Genomic DNA, 17,711 nt, shown 5'->3' on the forward strand with positions numbered 1-17,711 from the left:
GCGGATTGCCCCTACCAACTACACGGAAACGGCAGGCCCGGGACAGTGGAAGGTGAAAGGTCAAAACATGACGCTCGGTGAGTGGATCAAGACAGATTCAAACTCGCTATCACCGGAGGGTGAGAGCCTCGCCCAGGTGTCGGCTGAAGCCGCTGATGTCGTTGAGGCAGCGGTCGGCTCAGCTGAACCGCCGGTGCTGTAGCCCGTCTGCCTAGCTGTTTCCCATCTCGTCGAAAATCCTTGCTATGTGATCTGTCATTTTGCGCGAAGAACGTCCGAAACCAACCCGACTGCGTGCTGCACGGAAAAGCTCCTCCTCGGTTGTGAATCTCTTCTCCGCCATCACCGCCCGCAAATGTGCTGCCCATTCGGCATCTGAAATTTGATAAGCGTCTCTTGAGCCTCTGGTCCGTGGGCGTACATCGGGCTGACCCGGCATCTTGTAAATGCGCTCGGAACCGGTGACTTTGAGGACTATCTGCCGTTTAATGAGCCGCTTGAGACCTGCCCCCAGCACTGAACGCGCGGTGCTACGCACCTTCTGGCCGCCTGAAGCTTTTACGTAGCGTTGGAACAATAATTCCTCCGGGATCGGCCCCTCCACCTCAATGATTTCTGTGATTCCTTGGTCGATCATTGCGGCTCCGTATTCGTAAACCGAAGCGGTTGACCCAGTGAATTCGACATACTCCTCGAGAGCCTGCGACACCTCAAGGAGAGTAACCGGTGGAGCACTTACCTCAAGTTTCTCAGGCGCAGTTGCCTCCGCTGGGACCTCATTCGTGTTGTCATCCTGCAGTAGAGGCGCGGGAGGTACGACTGTCACTGGATCCGGTGCCATTGGCTCCGGTTCGATCACATTCTCGGTTAACTCCGTGAGAGATTCCACAACCTCAATGCTCGTTGTGGTCGCGAGATCCGCCCCTTCGACATACCCAGGCTCAATTCCGAGCTCTTCCGCTCTATCGACGATGCGTTGAATCTGCTCTTGGGGGTCCAGATAGAAGTCAGACTCGAAGAGACGAACAAAAGTCCATCCGAGTCGCTCAAGCTCGCGTTGACGTGACTGGTCCGCGATTGCGTGCTCTTCGCTGTGCCAGAAGTCGCCATCACACTCCACGGCGAGCCGGCCGCCTTGGCCCTGAACCACCAGATCGATCCGACGACCGAACGCATCAAACTGCGGGATAACAAAGTATCCCCGGCGCACAAGTTCGTTGTACACGCGCTGTTCAAATAGGGAATCAAACGGTTCTACCCGGTCATCCCACGAAACCAATTGAGAAATGCGTTTCTCAGGTGATGCTTCCGCAACCCGATATGCGTACTCAAGGAGTTTGTAACGCATGCAATCATGGTTCGAAATGTCCTCGATACCGATCGAGTGAAATAGCCACACTTGATCCTTCGCGCGACTGACCGCAACGTTGTAACGCTGTTCGTGCTGCGGCTGAGTCAACACTCCCAAAGACCCTTGTTGAGGTATCGCAGCAACCATGCTCAGGAAGACAACGTCTCTTTCCGCGCCTTGAAACTCAGCGGGATCACCGACTTTAAGGTCACGCTCTTCCCAAATGTGTGGAGGCACTGCAGTAAGTAGCCGGTTTTGGATGTAGTCTGCTTGTCCGGACGAACTAAGGAGCGAAATGACTCCGATAGACTTGCCGTCGTAGTTCGGGTCTTCCAGCACCGTGAGCAGGCGATCGACGAGGACATCTGCTTCTACGCGATTCACCTTCCCCTTATCGGACTGAAACGCATTAGGTGTGCGTGTGATACGGAATGGTGCCAACCGATCGCTTACGGGTTCTCGCACCGGCTTCAGTTCAATATTGTTCGGGCGATATACGAGTTCGTTCGAGAACTCGATGATCTCTGGAACACACCTACGGTGTTCCTCGAGTGCGATCCGGCCTCCATAGCGCATGTTGGCATCGTCAAAGAGTGAACGCTTCGGGTCCACCCATGCATCGACGGCGTCAAAATCGTAAAGATACTGGCGTGCGATCTTCTGTAGTTCGTCTACTTGCACGCCGACAGCATCCGGAGACACCTGCTTGTCATCACCGATCACCACAACCTTGGGTGCGAGGTATTGAAGGAAAATGGATTCCATCCCTGCCTGGGATGCCTCATCGATAATGACAACATCGAACATGTTTTGCTTCAGTTCAAATTGCTCGATGACCTTGTAAATCGGCATGATCCAGACTGGGACTGCTTCGCGTGCTCGGTCCAAGTGACGCCGTACATGGCGACGTGTTTCGTCGGCGTACTTCCCGGTTCCCTTGCCGAGCCTCCGGACGGCCTGAACGTAGGCCTGCATCGTCGCACGCATCTCTCCATCGATGCGGGAGCTTCCCGCTGCTTCAGACCATGCTCGGTCTGCTGCGAGTGCAGAAAGCGCTTCGTGAACCTCTCTGTCGATATGTTCCAGCTCGTCTTGAGTATCCAATCGCTGCTGGGCTGTCGAAGATTCAACCCGTTGACAGGCAAGCAACCAGTTGCGCGCTGCCTTGGCGTCTCGGAGTCGAGGCCCCCAAACTCCCCGTTTAGATGGATCCTCAACGTTATCGGCGAGCCCCTTTGACCACTCACGCAGCGAGCTCAGCATGTCAAGGAATCGTTGGCGCTCGAGACCCAACCGATGAAATTCGAGCCCGCCTGCAATGGCATCTTCATACGCACTGATATCACGGCCGAGAATTGCTGCTTCCGTTTTCTCAATCCACGCGTGACGGGGACCCCTGTACTGGCGGATCGTGTTTAGCCCACTTGTCTGATTAAACATGCGCTCCGCGTCGGCCACTGCCCGGATGGTCTCGTCGATACGCTTAAGCCCAGCAAGCTGTGACCCCAAGGACCCGATACCGGCGAAACTGACGTCAAAGCCGCGTTGATTGAGCGTTGCCACATCACTCGTGATGCGCCGAACCGTCTCAAGGTACTTGCTGAAGTTCTTAACATCATCACGGAATGCACGGGCAGACCGAGCTGGTTCAGATAAGTCGAGGTCCGCCAATGGCCACAGCTTCTGCATCGACTGCAGTTCCCACACAGTAGATACATACGTCAGGTATTTCTCCACCAATTCCGGAGTAGTTGGTGGCAATCCATTGATACGTACGCCTTCGAGGAAAGACATTGCTGCCTTCACGGCACCGCCGCCAAACAAGGACGGTTTCACAGTCCCATCAGGTCGGACATTCAGCGTCTTCCCTGAGCGCAGATACTGCTGAATGCTCTGTGCCTGCGGAACATAAGCATCAAACTCCTGGTCAACCGAGATCCGTTGGATGTCATCCAACAGTTGCAGCGCTTCACTCAACGGCTCAAACGACTCGAGAACACTACGGGTATTTGTTTCCCAGGTCTCGAAATCATGGCGGTTCGTTTCCGGCGACACAGCCTCAAACCAGGTACTTGGAAACGTTTCAATTGTTCCTCGTAAAGCGGCAACCTCGGTCACGGTGCTCTCTACAAGTTTGCGATCAGCCGGGGAGAGTGCCTCCCAAGATTTCAAGAAAACTGGATCAACTGCAGAGTGCGCAGACGCATTTTGACGCTCCGCCTCTTCGAGTTCGTTGATGGCTTTAAGCAGTTCGGTTGAAGAGACAAAACGTGCTGGATCCAAAACCGCCGCACCGGTATACGGCTCGCGTGAGGCGAACGCGGGATCATCCAGGTATTCCAACAACTGATTGACCTGGTCTACATCGAGCGGGAAGTTCCTGGTCGGATCGATATAGCCCACTTCCTCAATCCAGCTGTATTCCTCCCGGTCCCGCTCTACTTTCTGGATCACTTGGGGGAGAGGCATCTCGTAGCCCTCAATATTGAACAGACGTTGTTCGGCTTCGAGTTGAGCAGCCCAATCCCTCAGCACCCGAGTGCGCTTCTCCCGCAATAAATCCAGCTCTCGTTCAAGAGAAGCAATCCTGCGGGCAGCGTCACGCTCATCGAAACTCGAGGACTGCCGCTGAATCGTCTCAATAGCAGTGCGGAGTTCCGCCATTTCCTGAGACGACGAACCAATCACAGAAACGGCTAATTCGCGGATCTCTGCTGGAAGCTTGTCTCGAAGTTCATACAGCGCCCGTTCTTTCGCCGCGGTGACAAGCACACGTTTTCCTTGCGCAAGCAGATGCGACAGAAGCGCGGCTGCCATATGCGTCTTACCGGTACCGGGTGGTCCTTGAACAATGGTGTGCGCATGTGAGTCGACGTGTTCTAGTACACGCTTCTGCTTTTCATTGAGCGGTAGCGGACTGTAAAGATCACCACCGATGTGGAACATCGCCCCGGGCTTACCGGACGGAACGACCTCAGCTTCAAATCCAGGATCCACAAGCGGACGCAAGCCGGCCGGAATGTTGCCTTGTTCCTCAACGAGCTGTGAAATAAGCCTGAAGGTTGAGGACAATCCAACACGCTGTCGTGGTCGCAGCAGAATGATCGGTGCCCACGAGAGCACTGCGCGGCCATCACTTTTTACCGGCTCACGCGCCTCTTCATACCTTGCCTCGGTGCTCAAACCATTAACGGTGTACTGAGCCAGCTCCTCGAAATCATCGGCATCAGTTAGCTGGCCTTCGTATTGCTCAAGGAACGCCTTGAGGTCTTCTACGAACCGGCCGTCATCCATGTGACTCGCCGAGAGCACATCCAATTCAGCACGAATCGGGTCACCTGTCTCACGAATGACGATGTCACCCGTGCTCTTATCCATGCTGATTTCGGTGTTGAGCATGAAGATGGGACGGTCAATTGCGTCTTTCGCCTCCAGTGCCCATGAGAGCCAACCAGCGCCGAATACGAGTTCATATTCATCCGACTGCTGGTTGGCTTTCACCTGCATTTCGAAGAAATCTTGGTAGGTGTGGAGCGCTCGAGCCGCAGCGGCCCAGTCGTCCCACTTCAATAGCCATGCCTCTGCTTTGGTTTGCAGCTCAGGCGAACGCACGCCTTCAGCAACCGTTGACAGGTCTAGCTCAGGCCGTTTCGCAGGGTTATCAGTGTGGCCTTGGATAATCTCTTGGAGCTCCTCTGGGAGCGTCAACGCTCGTGGCGGAGATGGGCGCTCAACGCGGATGAGAAAGTCATCCGCTTCACTGTCAGCATTATTTTCCTCGTGCTCGTCTCCGAACAATGAGGAGTTAAAGGAAACCTTGAGCGGAGTTGTGCTCGCAATTTCGCGAAGACTTTGCAACGTCAACCATTGACTCTCATCGCCATATTGGTTGTTTTTTTTGACGACCTTATCGCCCCGCGCTTGCAGGTCCGCCAAGTACTGAAAAAGTCGGGATGCTTTGTCCGCTAGGTTGTTCACTATTCCGCCGAAAACTCAAGCTGCCATTTATTTACAGCGTTATCCAAACACTTCGACTACAAAAGTACCTTGCGCTGCACCCCAGCTCGGCCAAAACCGTGTCTCAAAGTCGAGACCATGCAGTGACCGCATGTCTGGAACCTCTTCGTCTGCCTTACCCCTCCGGCAGCAACTCCGAACGATCCCCAACAGTGGTGATCACCAGTTCGTCGCGGGCACGGGACGCAGCGACGTACAAAAGCGAGCGCTCGCGCTGCAGAGCGGCGCGGGCGTCAGCTTCGGAGAGGTGCTTCAGGCGGTAGCGCACCGGCATGATGTCCTTGCCTACGCCCATGAGGATGACGTGGGTGAATTCCAGGCCTTTGGCGCCGTGCATGGTCATCACGCTGACCTGCTCGTGGGAGGCCAGTTCGGCGTTTTTGGTTTGGACGGCGTCGATGCCGTGGGCGGCGAGCCCAGCAACCACTCGGGAGAGTTGGCCGCGGGTGCGGCACATGACGCCGATGCGGACTTCCTGTGCCTTGCCGCCAGCAGCGCCAGCACCGCCAGCAGCGCCAGCACCACCCTCCGCAGCGGCGAGCCAGCGGTTGATGCACTCGGCGGCCGCGGCGAACTCCTGTTCCTCCGAGGTGCAGGACAGGATCTCGGGGGCTGGGCCGGTACGCGCGGAGCGGTAGTGCTCGACGTGGTCCTCGGCGCCTTCGGCGTCGATAAACGCGGTGTCGCCACCCAGCAGGATGCGCAGGGCGTAGTCGAGGTTCTGCTTGGTGGTGCGATAGTTCAGGGTCAACCGGGTGGAGGCGCGCCCGCGGGTGGAGATGCCGAAGTGGGACAGGGTCAGCGGGTTGCCGTAGATGCGCTGGTGGGAGTCTTCGGCGATGAAGATGTCGTTCGGTCCCGGCGCGACGCAGGCGCGGAGGAAGTGCCAGTGGCCGGCGTTGAAGTCCTGGGCTTCGTCGACAATGACGTGCTCGAACATGGCCTCACCACCGCGCTCGCGGCGAACGTTGAGGATCTCGGCGCCGACGGCGGACATGGTGGGCCAGAAGAGTTGGCCGTCGATGGCTTGGGTGTGCATGACGGATTCGAGCACCGCCCAGACCTGTTTGCGCTGCTTGCGGTTCAGCGGGGTGCCGCGGCCGGTGCGGGCGACTTTCAGATACTCAGCCTGGGTCGTGATCCTGTTCGCCAGGACGACGGTTTCGTATTCGGCTTGGAGGAAGGTGTCGTTAGCTATCTCGCGTGGCATGGCCTCGTCGGTGCTTTCGATGGAGGCGTCCCACACGTTGCGGGCGGCGAGGTCGGTGTAGGGGCGGACGTGTGAGACGGAATCCCCAAGCACGCGCTGGGTGGCTTCCGCGACTTCCTCCGGGGTTCCCAGGGATACGGCTTTGCGGACGACGGCGTCGATGTTGTCTACCCAGACGCCGGGCTCACCGGGCTCGCCCGCTTCGGGGTACGACGCGTTCAGCGCGTTGAGCTGCGACTTCAACCCGTGGGCGAGGCCTTTGGTGAAGGTGGTCAGAAGGATCGCTGGCGGGGTGTCGCCGGGTACCTGGTTGGCCACTTTGCGGCGTGCGAGGTTGTTCGTGCGGTGCACAGCGACGACGGTCTTGCCGGTGCCGGCGCCGCCAAAGACACGGGATGAGCCATTGCGTGCGCCTTCAGCCATACGGCGCTGCTCCGGGTGGATGTACACGCGCCACTGGTTGAAGGAGCCGGACTCGATGACGGCGCGCAGCGATTCGGTCTCCACGTCCTCGACGTAGGCGAATTCCAGCCCGGCGGCTGCTTTGCGCAAGCCAGCGAGCAGGCGGGTGTCCTCCGGTGCGGCGACGTCCTCGGAGGAGACTTTCTCCAGGTCAAGCGCCTCGCGGGTTTGCTCGATGTCGTAGCCAGCAACCAGGGCGAGCATGGCTTCGTGCTCCCACTTGGGGCGGTCTGCAAGCAACGCGTCCAACTCGGCCTCGGTGTCCAACTCCTGCGCGCGCGTGGTCAGCGCCGGGTCGATGCCCAGCTCGTCCCAGAGCTGCTGCGGGGTGTAGCCAGAAAGCGCTTCGCGCGGAACAGCGGTGTGCGTATCGACGACCTCCGCAACCACACCGGAGCCCTCATCAGCCGCCTGCTTCTCCGCCAACTCCTGCGCTGCCTGCGCGGCGGCCTCGGCTTTGGCTTGGGATTCGGAAACGGCCTGCTCGGGGGTTTCTTTGATCAGGGTGGTGATGCCGTTGATGGGGTTGACTTCGAGGCGCAGGGTGGCGGGGTCGAGGCGTTCGGCTTTGAGGTTGCCTTCGTCGTGAGAGTCGACGTCCACAAGCACGAAGTGGTGTGTTTCTTCGTCCTTGATCTCGAACAAAACAGCGCGGAACTGGTCGTTGATGCGGCCGGTGCGCACGCGCTTGTCCACGGCGTTGGACAGCGTCTTGATCTTCAACGACGGGTTGGTTGGGTCCGCCGAGAGCTTCTGGAGGAAGTTCATCGTCGGTTTCATCAGGGCGCCGTCGAGTTTGAGGCCGCCGTAGAGGCTGAACGTCACCATGGTTGTCACTCCTTGCCCAGCAGTGCGGCCGGGATTGTTTGCGGGTTCAGGCTACCGGGGTAGAGCAGGGTCCAGCCCTCGTTGCGCAGTTTGGTTTCGGTGTCGGCGTCGGCGCCTTCCTCGTCCAACATGAGCGCGATCTGGTGTTCGACCCAGGTCACCGCGGTGGGCAGGCCGAGGAGTTCCTCGCCGATTTCCTCGGTCTCGGCCGCACCTGCCTCCGCGAGCGTGCGCAGGGCCGTAGCGACCTCCGGCTCGTCTTCGAACTCCTCGATCGCCTCCGCCCACAGCTCGGACACTGCCGCTTCAACGGCACTCGGAGCTTCTTGCTTATCGACGACCTCCTGTCCGCCGCCTTCCCCAACCTCAACCGTGACGGCATTATTGGCGAGCCAGATGATGTTGGCCAAGCGGAGAAAGTCGCGCCAATTCTCCTCCGTGATCGAGCCGGGGGTTTCCGCATCGACCGAAAGGCGGCGCGGCAGCATCGTGGCGCCGACGGGGGCGATGTCGATGTGGATCTCATTGCGCAGCGTCAACCGCACGCCATGTTCAGTGCGGCTGGGACGGGCGAAGCCGCGCAGCAACGCGATGAGGGCCTGGTCCAGCACAGCGTAGGACGCGCGGTCCGGTTCCGCGAGGTAGGTGAGCAGCTGGGTGACGGGGGAGGCCTTCATGAACTTCATGGCGGCGTCGTCAACCGGCTCGAGGCTTCGAGCCAGTGCCTCACCTTCCTCAGTGATCCAGGCTGGGTCGCCCGCGGTGCGCGCGACCTCCTCGTCGAACCACTTCAGGCCGGCGTCGGTCACGCTCCACGGCAACACCTGCTTGTCCTCGTAGTGCAGACGGTTGCGCTTATCGATGTCCCCGGGGAAGCGGTAGTTCGCCGCCGCGAAGTGATACGCCGCGCCGTCGGTGTACACGGCCACGTCGCGCACGTCGCGACGCCGCCTGGGGGAGAAGGTGAAGTCAGGCGTGGTGTAGCCCCTGTTCAGCTGCTCCCGCATCGACCACTCCTCGCCGTTCGGGAACGTGACCAGCCACTCCACGCCACCGGCGTTCGGGATGTCCTTCACCGTGGCGTTGCGCGCCTCCAGACCTTTACGGATCTTCTCGCGGAAGCGCACCTCCAGATCGGACGCCTGGTCCAGCTTCGGCGCCTTGGCCTGCGGCTCCCACGTTGCCTTCAGCGGGTCTTCGTCGGGCGAGGGGTGGTCCTGGTTGGTCAGGATGGAACGCAGGGCGCGCTCGGCGGCGGCGCGGGAGGTGACGTCGATGAGCTGCCAGCGCGTGTACGGCAGCAGGCAGTCAGGACAGGCGAGGCGGTCGTCGTCCTTACACGCGCAATCACGCACAGCCCTAAAAGCGTGCTCCATGAGCTTTCGCACATCCTCGGGCGAGGCGAACTGGGAGAGGTACCCGGTGCCACCGGGGACGTTGTCGTGCATGAGCAACGCCTCGACGGTGGTGCCGCGCCCGTCGGGTACGCGCACCGTCTCCACGCTGAGGTGGTCCGGGTCACCGCCGAGCACCTCCTTGAACCCGAGCTTCACCGCGGCGGTAAGACTCGGGATGGTGGCGTTATCGCCCGCGGTGAGCTGCACCGGCACGTGCAGCAGCACGCCTTGGGTTTGCAGGGTGCGGTTCAGCGCAACCGTGACCGACTCTTCCTCGCGCGCGGTGCGTTTCGGGCACCAGGGGCGGTGGTCCCACTTCGAGTTCTCGCCCTTTTGCGAATCCAGGTGGCCGCAGTAGTTGCACACGGTGAACAGTGGCGCGTCGATCTCGTGGTCCGCGAGCATCTTTTTCGTCGCAGGGCCGCGGCCCAGGTTGAACCAGCTCAAGTTCACGTATCGCAGGTACTCCGCGCCGAATCCCTGGGAGAGGAACCAACGTCCCCCGTGCCCGCCCTCAGGCACGGAGAAGCTCAAGGTGGTGTGGTAGCGCAATTCGTGGCGGTCGTCGCGGGAGTCGTCGATAGTCGCGCGCGTCTTGTCCACCTCTGCAGAGACGCGACGCATGCGCACCGTGTCCAGCACCTGGCCCTTGTCCGCGAACGCGCCTGCACCACACTCCGGGCAGGCAGCAGGATTGCGAGAGGAGTCCACACGCTCGCCGTAGGAACAGGCGGGGCACAGGCGCCACTGCTCGATGTCCGCGCCGCTCATGCCCACCTCGACCGCGTCGATAGTGGCGGCGATGCCGCGGGCGTAGAACGTGTTGCCCGGCGCGAGCTCCGTCAGCGCGGAGGAGATGCCGCGGGAGAGCTCGAACGTCTCCGGGTCGATCTGCATGGTGGACGGGTTGAGCTGGGAGACCACGACGGCGAGCTCCACGGCGTCGTCAAGCAGCGTGAAGTTGGGCAGCAGGCCGTAGCGCTCCATAGCGGAGATCCAGTAGTCGTCCAGAAGCAATTCGCCCAAGTCACGCGACACACGCCGGAATGCTGCCTTGGTGCTGCGCTTCTCACGCTCTAGGTCCGGGTCGGCATTCTCGGTCCCCGCGTTCGGGTCCGCCTTCGCGTCCAGCTCGTTCAGGCGGGTGCGCAGGATCTCCTGGCGGGCGGTGAACTCCTTAACCTCCGAGTCCCACAGCGTGCGGGTGCGTTGCATGTGGCCGGTAAGTGAATCGGGCCCCTGCCCGCACGCCCACGCGCGCACACCTTCAACGGTGGCATCGTCCACGGAGCCTGCGACGGTGGCGAGGAACGCCTCCACCCGGGAGTTCACGCCTTGAGCGACCTCGTCCGCAAGCACGTCCAAAAGCGACTCTTTGCGGAGGCTGAACACGTCGCGCGCCTTAGCCACCTCGAACCCGTACGCGTTGAAGTCGAGCGTGTCCACCAGGTAGGCGGTGGTCTGGCGGCGCAGGATCTCTGTCGCGGAGAGGAACGCCGCCGGTGGCACCACCGAACCGTCGATCACGGACAGCGGCTGGTTCAGCTTCGGCAGCGTAATCCCTCGCCCCTGCACGAACGCGAGCACCAGCGAGTTGCCGGTCAGTCGCCCGGCGCGCCCCACGCGCTGCACGTACGAGGACACCGACCGCGGTAGAGACGCGAGCATCACCGTGGAGAGGTCGCCGATATCGATACCCATCTCCAACGTCGGCGTTGCCACCAGCACGTTCGGCGCACTCGGGTCGTGGGTCGCCTCGCCGCCACGGAAGGCGCGCTCCAGCGCGAGACGCTCCTCCTTCGGGATCAACCCGGTGTGTTCGCGCGCAACAATCGCACGCGGGGTAGTGGACGAATACAGCCGCGAGTAGTAACTCTCCTCAATTCGCTCCACCCCCAGCGCGCCGGGGCAGCCAGGGGTCGGGCACGGCATGCCACGAAGAAGCGAAAGCGCATGCTTATCCACGCCCAGCGGTGCATTACACACCTCACACTGCAACAGCGCCGGCTCGTCCTCACACCGCACCACCACGCGCTCCGGCGGGATGGCGTAGATGGTGCCGCCGGTGTCGGTGGAAATCGCCATCAGCGCGTCCCGGTTCGCCAACTCCCGGAATACGTTGGTGAGCACCAGTGCCGCGTCGTGCGTAGAGATCCCCAGTACCTTCGACGTCCACCGGGCGTAGCGCCCGCGCGGACTGCCGAGCGGGGTGAGTCCGCGGTCTTTGTCATCCACCGCCGGGCCGGAACGCGGGAACTCCGGCGCACCACCCTTGGGGAAGCGTCGCATGCCCCGCGCCTTGGCGTAGCGGTTGTGCAAGCGCCACGAGTTCGCGTCGTCCTGCAGGTAGCTCTTAAACATCGACGTGTAGACGCCGCCGCGGTCACGCACCTGCTCCAAAAGCCCGCGCATCCACCGCAGCTGCACCTCGTCTGCGCTCGCATCGACAACGTCGAACAACCCGTCGTCAATGCTCTTCAACGCCTCACCAGCCGCCTCCAGCAGCACTGCGTCATCCACCGTTACCGACGGCGTGAGCGCACCCGTGGACGCTAGCGAACGCGGCAGGTGCGCGCGCTGCCCGAACTCCAGCGCGGCGTCCAACTCGAGACGCTGCAGCACCGCACGGGTGGCCTCGCGCCGGGCGTTCTCGTCCGCGTCCTTGGCCCAGAACGGCACGAACGTGGGTGCTTCCGTGATCTCCGGCGGCAGCAGCTCGAAGCGCGCGCGCAGCGGATACTCGGAAGCGTCCGCACGCTCCAGGATCCGCAGCGCCATCTGGGCGATCGCGACGTCGTCGTCTCCGACGACGCTGCGCATCAGCGTACGAATCCCGAACGCCCTCGACCGCGACTGCACGAACCCGGCCCGGTGCGCTGCGTCCTGCACCGAGTCCGCGAACACGAGCGTCTTCTTTTCCTCTTGCGCCAGCTGCGGCATGCCGAAGAGATTGGACAGCCCCACAGAGAGCAGCGTTGCCACACGCGAACCGATGTAGCGCACCGCGTCTGGCTCCCCGCAGTTCGGACACACCTGCTCACGCGCATAATCCGCCGCGTTCAGGCCCGAGTACGTGAGCACGGGCACCGAGCGTCCCTCCGCACGATCCTCGTCGCTCGGCTCGCTGGTGCTCAGCGTGCGCGTGGACGTGTGGAACCACATCAGCGCACGCTTGCCGTTCTCGCCATCAAACGCGCCCGGTTCCATGCCTTCGGCGACGGCGCGCCGGTACTCGTTCGTGGCATCGATAAGTGGCCGCGGGAGCTCAGGCTTATCGACGCTCGCCTTCCTGATCGCCGCACCATCCAGCACCACAGCATCGGTACCCGGCTCAAGCGCGGTCATCCACCCGGCGCGACCGCACTCGCGGCAGTAAATGGCGGGCAGCCACACCGCGGAATCCTCGATGCCGATGCGGCCGTCGTCCGCGAACCGGAACACCTGGCCGTCCTCGGTCGGCGTGACGGCGCGCTCGATGCGGGAGACCTCGCGCACCCACAGGTGTGTCTCCACACCGGGCAGGCGTTTGCCGCCAAACCCGTACGCCTCACCGGCGAGCGCACGCAGGTGCGCTACGGCTGTGAGCAGGTGAGTGACGAACTCCCGCGCGGTGTCCTCGCCCAAACTGCGCCGCACGATCGGGTCGAACATCGCCTCCGAGAGAGTCTTTGTGTTTTCGCCTTCGCGCTTGATCAGGGGCTTGGGTTTGCCATCGCCTTCCAGCAATGCCTGTGTGATTGGATGCACCGCGTACGCCGCGATGGTGGTCTCGAGGTCCGCGCCCGCATCCACGCCCCACAACTGTGTGCGGAAGATGTCCAGCACCACGTCCGCGTGGTCGCGTCCAGAGGTGTCGTTGGCGACCGCGTCCACAATCCCGCGCAACTCATCGATATCCGGTGGCAGGGGAGTGTCATGGCTTCCGAAGGTCTGCGTGATCTCCTCGGTCCACTCGGTGTACGTGAGCGTCTTCTCGCTCACCATCGCTTCCGGCGTGAACGTTTCACCGAAGATCATGCCCGCGAACTCGAGTACCTTCGATCGGTCGTCATCCCCACCCAGCGTTGCCGACGTCGCCACTGGCGTAACCCGTCCCAACGGGTTCGACGCGTACTCGCCGAGGAACCCCTCCGGTTGGTACTCCTTGAGCATCAACCCGAGGCGGCGCAGCAGCAGTGCGACATCGGTGCCCTGCGCGCCGTCGTACGTGTGAAACTCGTCCAACACCAGGTACTGCAGCGATGTCGCGGACTTGCTCCAGATCTCCCGGTCTTCCGGGCGAAGCAGTAACTGATCCAGCATCTTGTAGTTGGTGAGCAGGATGTCCGGCGGGTTTAGGCGCATCTCGCTCGGATCGTTGATCAGCGAGTGCTCCGTCACCTTCTTCACGCTGCCCTTGGCCTCACCGGTGTAGATACCGGCCGTGACACCCGCCAGCGCAGGCTCATTAGCGATCAGTTTAGCCAGGCGATCCGCCTGGTCGTTCGCGAGCGCGTTCATCGGGTACAGCAGCAGCGCTTTCACACCGGTGTGGCCCTCAGCCCGGGCACGCGCCGCGTGATCCAGCACGGGATAGAGGAAGGACTCAGTCTTGCCCGAGCCGGTACCTGTGATCACCAGCGTTGGATCCGGACGGCGATCCCCGTGCTCATCCCGGCTACGTAACCTGCGGAAAGCTTGCACCTGGTGGTGATACGGCGTGAACCACGACGGCGTCCAGTCCAGGATCCCGTCCCACCCAATCGCACGCGCGTAGGGGAGCCGCACCCGCACGTACGGCCCGTGGAACATGCCGCGTTCCGTGTCTTCCAAGAACGCTTTCAGTGCGTTGGACGTCTCCGGGTTCGCAAGCGAAAACGCGGTGGCCAGGTACTCGGAGACACCGCCAAGGACATGTTCGGATGCGTGGACGGGAATGAGGGTGGACACGGGGTTGAGACTATCTCCATTCTTAAGCTTCAAACCCTGTTGACACCAACCGTTGGTGAGTCACAGTGCTGTTGGTCAGTTAATCGTCTTGGTTGGCGCTAAAAAGTCCATACCTACCCATGCTTGGATTCTTAGTGAACCGAATACTTCTGGATGCGTCATTGAGCGGAGATATCGGCGATATGTTTTCTAACACGATGATCTGGCATCCAAAGCTGGTTTGAATATCGTGGTAAAAGCCATCGATCATTTCTGACGGTGGTTCTTTCGCGTCTCGGTTAGTGGTATCCGGAGGCCGGTACGCAAGTATCGGTGAGTCGAGAATCACGAAGCCCGGGTGAGGAAGTGACTGATCGAAGCAGTATTGGGCGAGAGTAAGAGTGAACGCAGCGTGAAGAATGGCACGGACCCCTTTTCCGTGAGCCGCTCTACTTTGGCCATCTGCATAGATATCCATACTGTCTGGCTCGTACCGGACGGATTCTGCGTTCGGAAAGCCCCATCGTTTAAGACAGTTCGATAATGACTTTGAATACGAACGGGCGATAAACGAATCTAAGCTGGGCTGTTGGTCCACATCTCGATTTGAAGGCTCGTTTGCAACCTGTTGGATAAGCTCTTCCACGTTCTGCAGCTGTTTGGCCGATCCCAGCCGTCTCTCGTACTCAGCCCGTTCTTGCAGTATTTTATCCAGATTAGATCTGCTGGGGGCCAGCTCGTTGTCGAAGAGCTTAATCGCTTCACCCATTTGAGAGTATTGCTCTGTAAGGGCCTGAATTTGCGCATCGAGGTGTTCAACCTGCCGCTTCAAGTTCCGAATTGTCGGTAGTAGGTCATCTCTCAACCGCTGAGTCCTCGTGAGTTCACCTAACACTGATTGTTCGAATCCGGTTGAGTCACCGTCGCATTCAATCTCTAGGTGCTGGTCAGAAGGAGCGGCACCACAGAACACGCACGTTCCTTGCTGGAACAACCCCAGAGGATTTCCGGCCTCCCTAATCGCGCGAAGCCGTTCGAGATCACTGTCATACTGTTGAAGAAGCAGTCGGAAGCGCTCAAGAAGCGGCTTCACTTCAAGATAATTGCTCTGCAATTCCCCAATCGAACGCTCGATGGCCATGCGAGCAACCAATTTCTCTTCACGCTGTGCTACCAAGCTGCCGACCGCGGATGCGATATCCCTAGTCCTGGCATCCAACCTTCTGATTTGATCTTCGAGTTCGGAGGGCTCGTCGTTCAGTTCAACCTGAGCCTCGAGTTGCGATCGTAGTTTCTCTAAAACCTCTAACTGTGCTCGGCGAGTTCGGCGCCGCTCGTGCGGTGTCTCAGTCTCGGTTAGATCCGAATCATCCTCACCGGTTAACAGAAGTCGAATGACAGACAGCTCTTTGGTTTGGGTTCCTGGATTTTTTGTAGTGCCGGGTCGTAGCTTTGACTGCATCGCCGTCTCGGTCACAAGGCAGACCCTCAACAAATCGCGGAAACTGAGCGAGTGGGTCGCACCGTGCTTATTCTTCCGGATTAACTTGCCGCTGAGCCCAATCTTTTCGAGCAAGAACATCGAAACATTCCGCGAGCTATCGCTATTGTGCCTGCGGGAGATTGTTAGATCGGGATCGTCCTCTGGAAGTGAATCGCAGGCTCGAAAATATACGCCGATCGAACTCTCGTTGACTTGCCTGGCGAGTGTGAGCTCCTCCCCATTGCTGGATCTAATTCCTAGTAACACAGTGGAGTCATCTGATAGTTCAGACAGAACATCTAAACTTTCTTTGCCAAGGACGAAGTTTATCGCGTCAAGAATGAAAGATTTTCCTGTGTTTGACGGTCCATGAATTACGGTAACAGTCGGGCTAAACTCGACCGATATCGTCTCTTGATCGGTTCCAACAAAAGAAAGGTGCGTCAGTTTTAGACGTTCCACGGAGTTTCACCCCACGTCTCGTATAGCTCAAACTCTTCAACCCAGTGGTCAGAAATCTGCCCCATTTGCCGTCGAAGATTTTCCTCCTCCGATAGGTCGACTTTTTGTCTAGCCCAACTTGCTCGGTCACGAAGCTTCTGGGTATAGGGACTCTCGAGCAATTTCAGAAACGGCTCAGCTCGATCCGTCGCACCGTATTCAATACCGCTTCTACTCAGGCCCACCGAGACTAAATCTGCTCGAATCAGAAGTTGCAGACCACCCTTAATCCGCTGTCGCTTCGGCCCTAACTCTCCTACGCGAATCGGCAATGGCGGCACCAAACTTGCAGGACCGCCGAAGTCATCACTATGCAAAATGATGTGATCATAAATAACTAATCTGCTGACGTCGAGTGTGGAGGGGAATGCCTCGCCCAAAATCACCAGAACACGCAATCCTACTTCAAGCGGACCGTTGAATACCTTATCCATCGTGACTTACCCAAGTTAGTCGGTCAGCGTTTGCAAGCTGCTGACAACAACCCTGCCGATCTCTGTTGTTTGATCTTCTTATCAAACTGTGTGACCCGAGGTCTAGTCTCCCAGACTGAGCCAAAACGGCGCGAAGCCGTTCCATCCCTGTTTCGTAATCAGCTTCGGCTGTGTCGATGACTCCAAAGTAGATGTCCTCTAACAGGTACTCATATGTCCCTTCAGGCACCGCGTCTCTGGCGTACAACCGCAGAGATTCTGCTGCGTAAAAGGATTCGCGTTGTCTTTGAAGGTGGGGTCCATATCTATTATGCAGAGTAACCGATGCAACATCCGTGCAGGATTCTGGATCCAGCTCCGCATAGATGTCTACTAGCTTCTCTATGTATCGAGTTTCGTGGATCGTCGGCAGGTCAGGGGTATTTTCCACTATCGTCCGAGCTGGAAGCTGTCCTCCAAAACGAGCGAAATGGTATCGCGTTTCACTATGAGCTCTGACCATGTCCGCTAACTCCAATGAACGAAAAATAGTGAACTCAGTTGCCTCAGCTAGCTCCCGGATGTTGTCGATTTCCTCCTGCGAGTAACCGTTGTAGCCAGCGGCCCTCGAATCGATTTCTCCCAGGAACCATTCTTTAAATTCGCTCGGTGTGCTGATCAAGCGGTTAAGCTTGCCTCCGCATCCTTTAGGGGCGACGAAGTAGTAAATATTAGGGAGCGTGCCGTGCTTCCGCAGCCCAAATCTGAAGATTTTCATCATTTCCGGAAAAGCATCGGAAGGCGTTAGCTGCTTCTCGTAATGCTTTGCCTGGTAGCAGTCCCATCCAGCTTCGAAGCCTTCGACCGTATTAAAGGCTGCGATGTCGATGCCACCATCTCCCGGTCCACCCAGAGATTTGACCTGCTCATAGTGGTATCGAAGCTCAGTTACCCATTCGTAAACGAAGTCCTCCCACTCATTTGGCGAATAGAGCGATACCCGTTGCGCGGGTGTCAGATTCGGTAGCTCGCCAACAACCACGGGGACATTCACATTTTCTGGAGGTTGAATATCCTTCAAAATAATTGGAGAACTATTAGAATCCGGCTCCGACCTGTTCCTCATACACCCATTTATCCT

General features: G+C 59.3%; 7 protein-coding genes. 1 reads left to right on the forward strand and 6 read right to left on the reverse strand.

Translation table 11 applies throughout. From position 1 onward, the window contains the following. Positions 1–202, forward strand: a 202-nt coding sequence (locus HMPREF3120_RS12240; RefSeq protein ID WP_210384481.1) for a hypothetical protein, incomplete at its 5' end; no start/stop codon positions are given. Positions 203–211: 9 nt separating this feature from the next. On the opposite strand, the gene HMPREF3120_RS00425 is transcribed toward HMPREF3120_RS12240, so the two are convergent. From HMPREF3120_RS00425 to HMPREF3120_RS00450, 6 genes are all read right to left on the reverse strand, one after another. Beyond that, entirely contained in the window at positions 212–5,287 is a 5,076-nt protein-coding gene (locus tag HMPREF3120_RS00425; RefSeq protein ID WP_141739317.1) for an AAA domain-containing protein, read from the reverse strand. 196 nt (positions 5,288–5,483) lie between these two features. Beyond that, complete coding sequence (locus HMPREF3120_RS00430; RefSeq protein WP_070449696.1) at positions 5,484–7,868, reverse strand: 3'-5' exonuclease; 2,385 nt, start codon at positions 7,866–7,868, stop codon at positions 5,484–5,486. A gap of 5 nt (positions 7,869–7,873) precedes the next feature. Continuing rightward, positions 7,874–14,194, reverse strand: a complete 6,321-nt coding sequence (locus HMPREF3120_RS00435; RefSeq protein ID WP_070449699.1) for a DEAD/DEAH box helicase — start codon at positions 14,192–14,194, stop codon at positions 7,874–7,876. Between the two features lie 79 nt (positions 14,195–14,273). After that, positions 14,274–16,118 (reverse strand): AAA family ATPase, encoded by a 1,845-nt coding sequence (locus HMPREF3120_RS00440; protein ID WP_141739318.1) that lies wholly within the window; start codon positions 16,116–16,118, stop codon positions 14,274–14,276. After that, on the reverse strand, positions 16,106–16,591 hold the full coding sequence (locus HMPREF3120_RS00445) for an ABC-three component system middle component 2 (protein ID WP_070449704.1): 486 nt from the start codon (positions 16,589–16,591) through the stop codon (positions 16,106–16,108). The genes HMPREF3120_RS00440 and HMPREF3120_RS00445 overlap by 13 nt, the downstream gene beginning before the upstream one ends. Continuing rightward, positions 16,584–17,696: an ABC-three component system protein gene (locus HMPREF3120_RS00450; RefSeq protein WP_070449708.1), complete on the reverse strand. Its 1,113-nt coding sequence runs from the start codon at positions 17,694–17,696 to the stop codon at positions 16,584–16,586. The genes HMPREF3120_RS00445 and HMPREF3120_RS00450 overlap by 8 nt, the downstream gene beginning before the upstream one ends. Positions 17,697–17,711: the final 15 nt, after the last annotated feature.

This window comes from Corynebacterium sp. HMSC11D10 (assembly GCF_001806995.1).
Lineage (GTDB): Bacteria > Actinomycetota > Actinomycetes > Mycobacteriales > Mycobacteriaceae > Corynebacterium > Corynebacterium coyleae.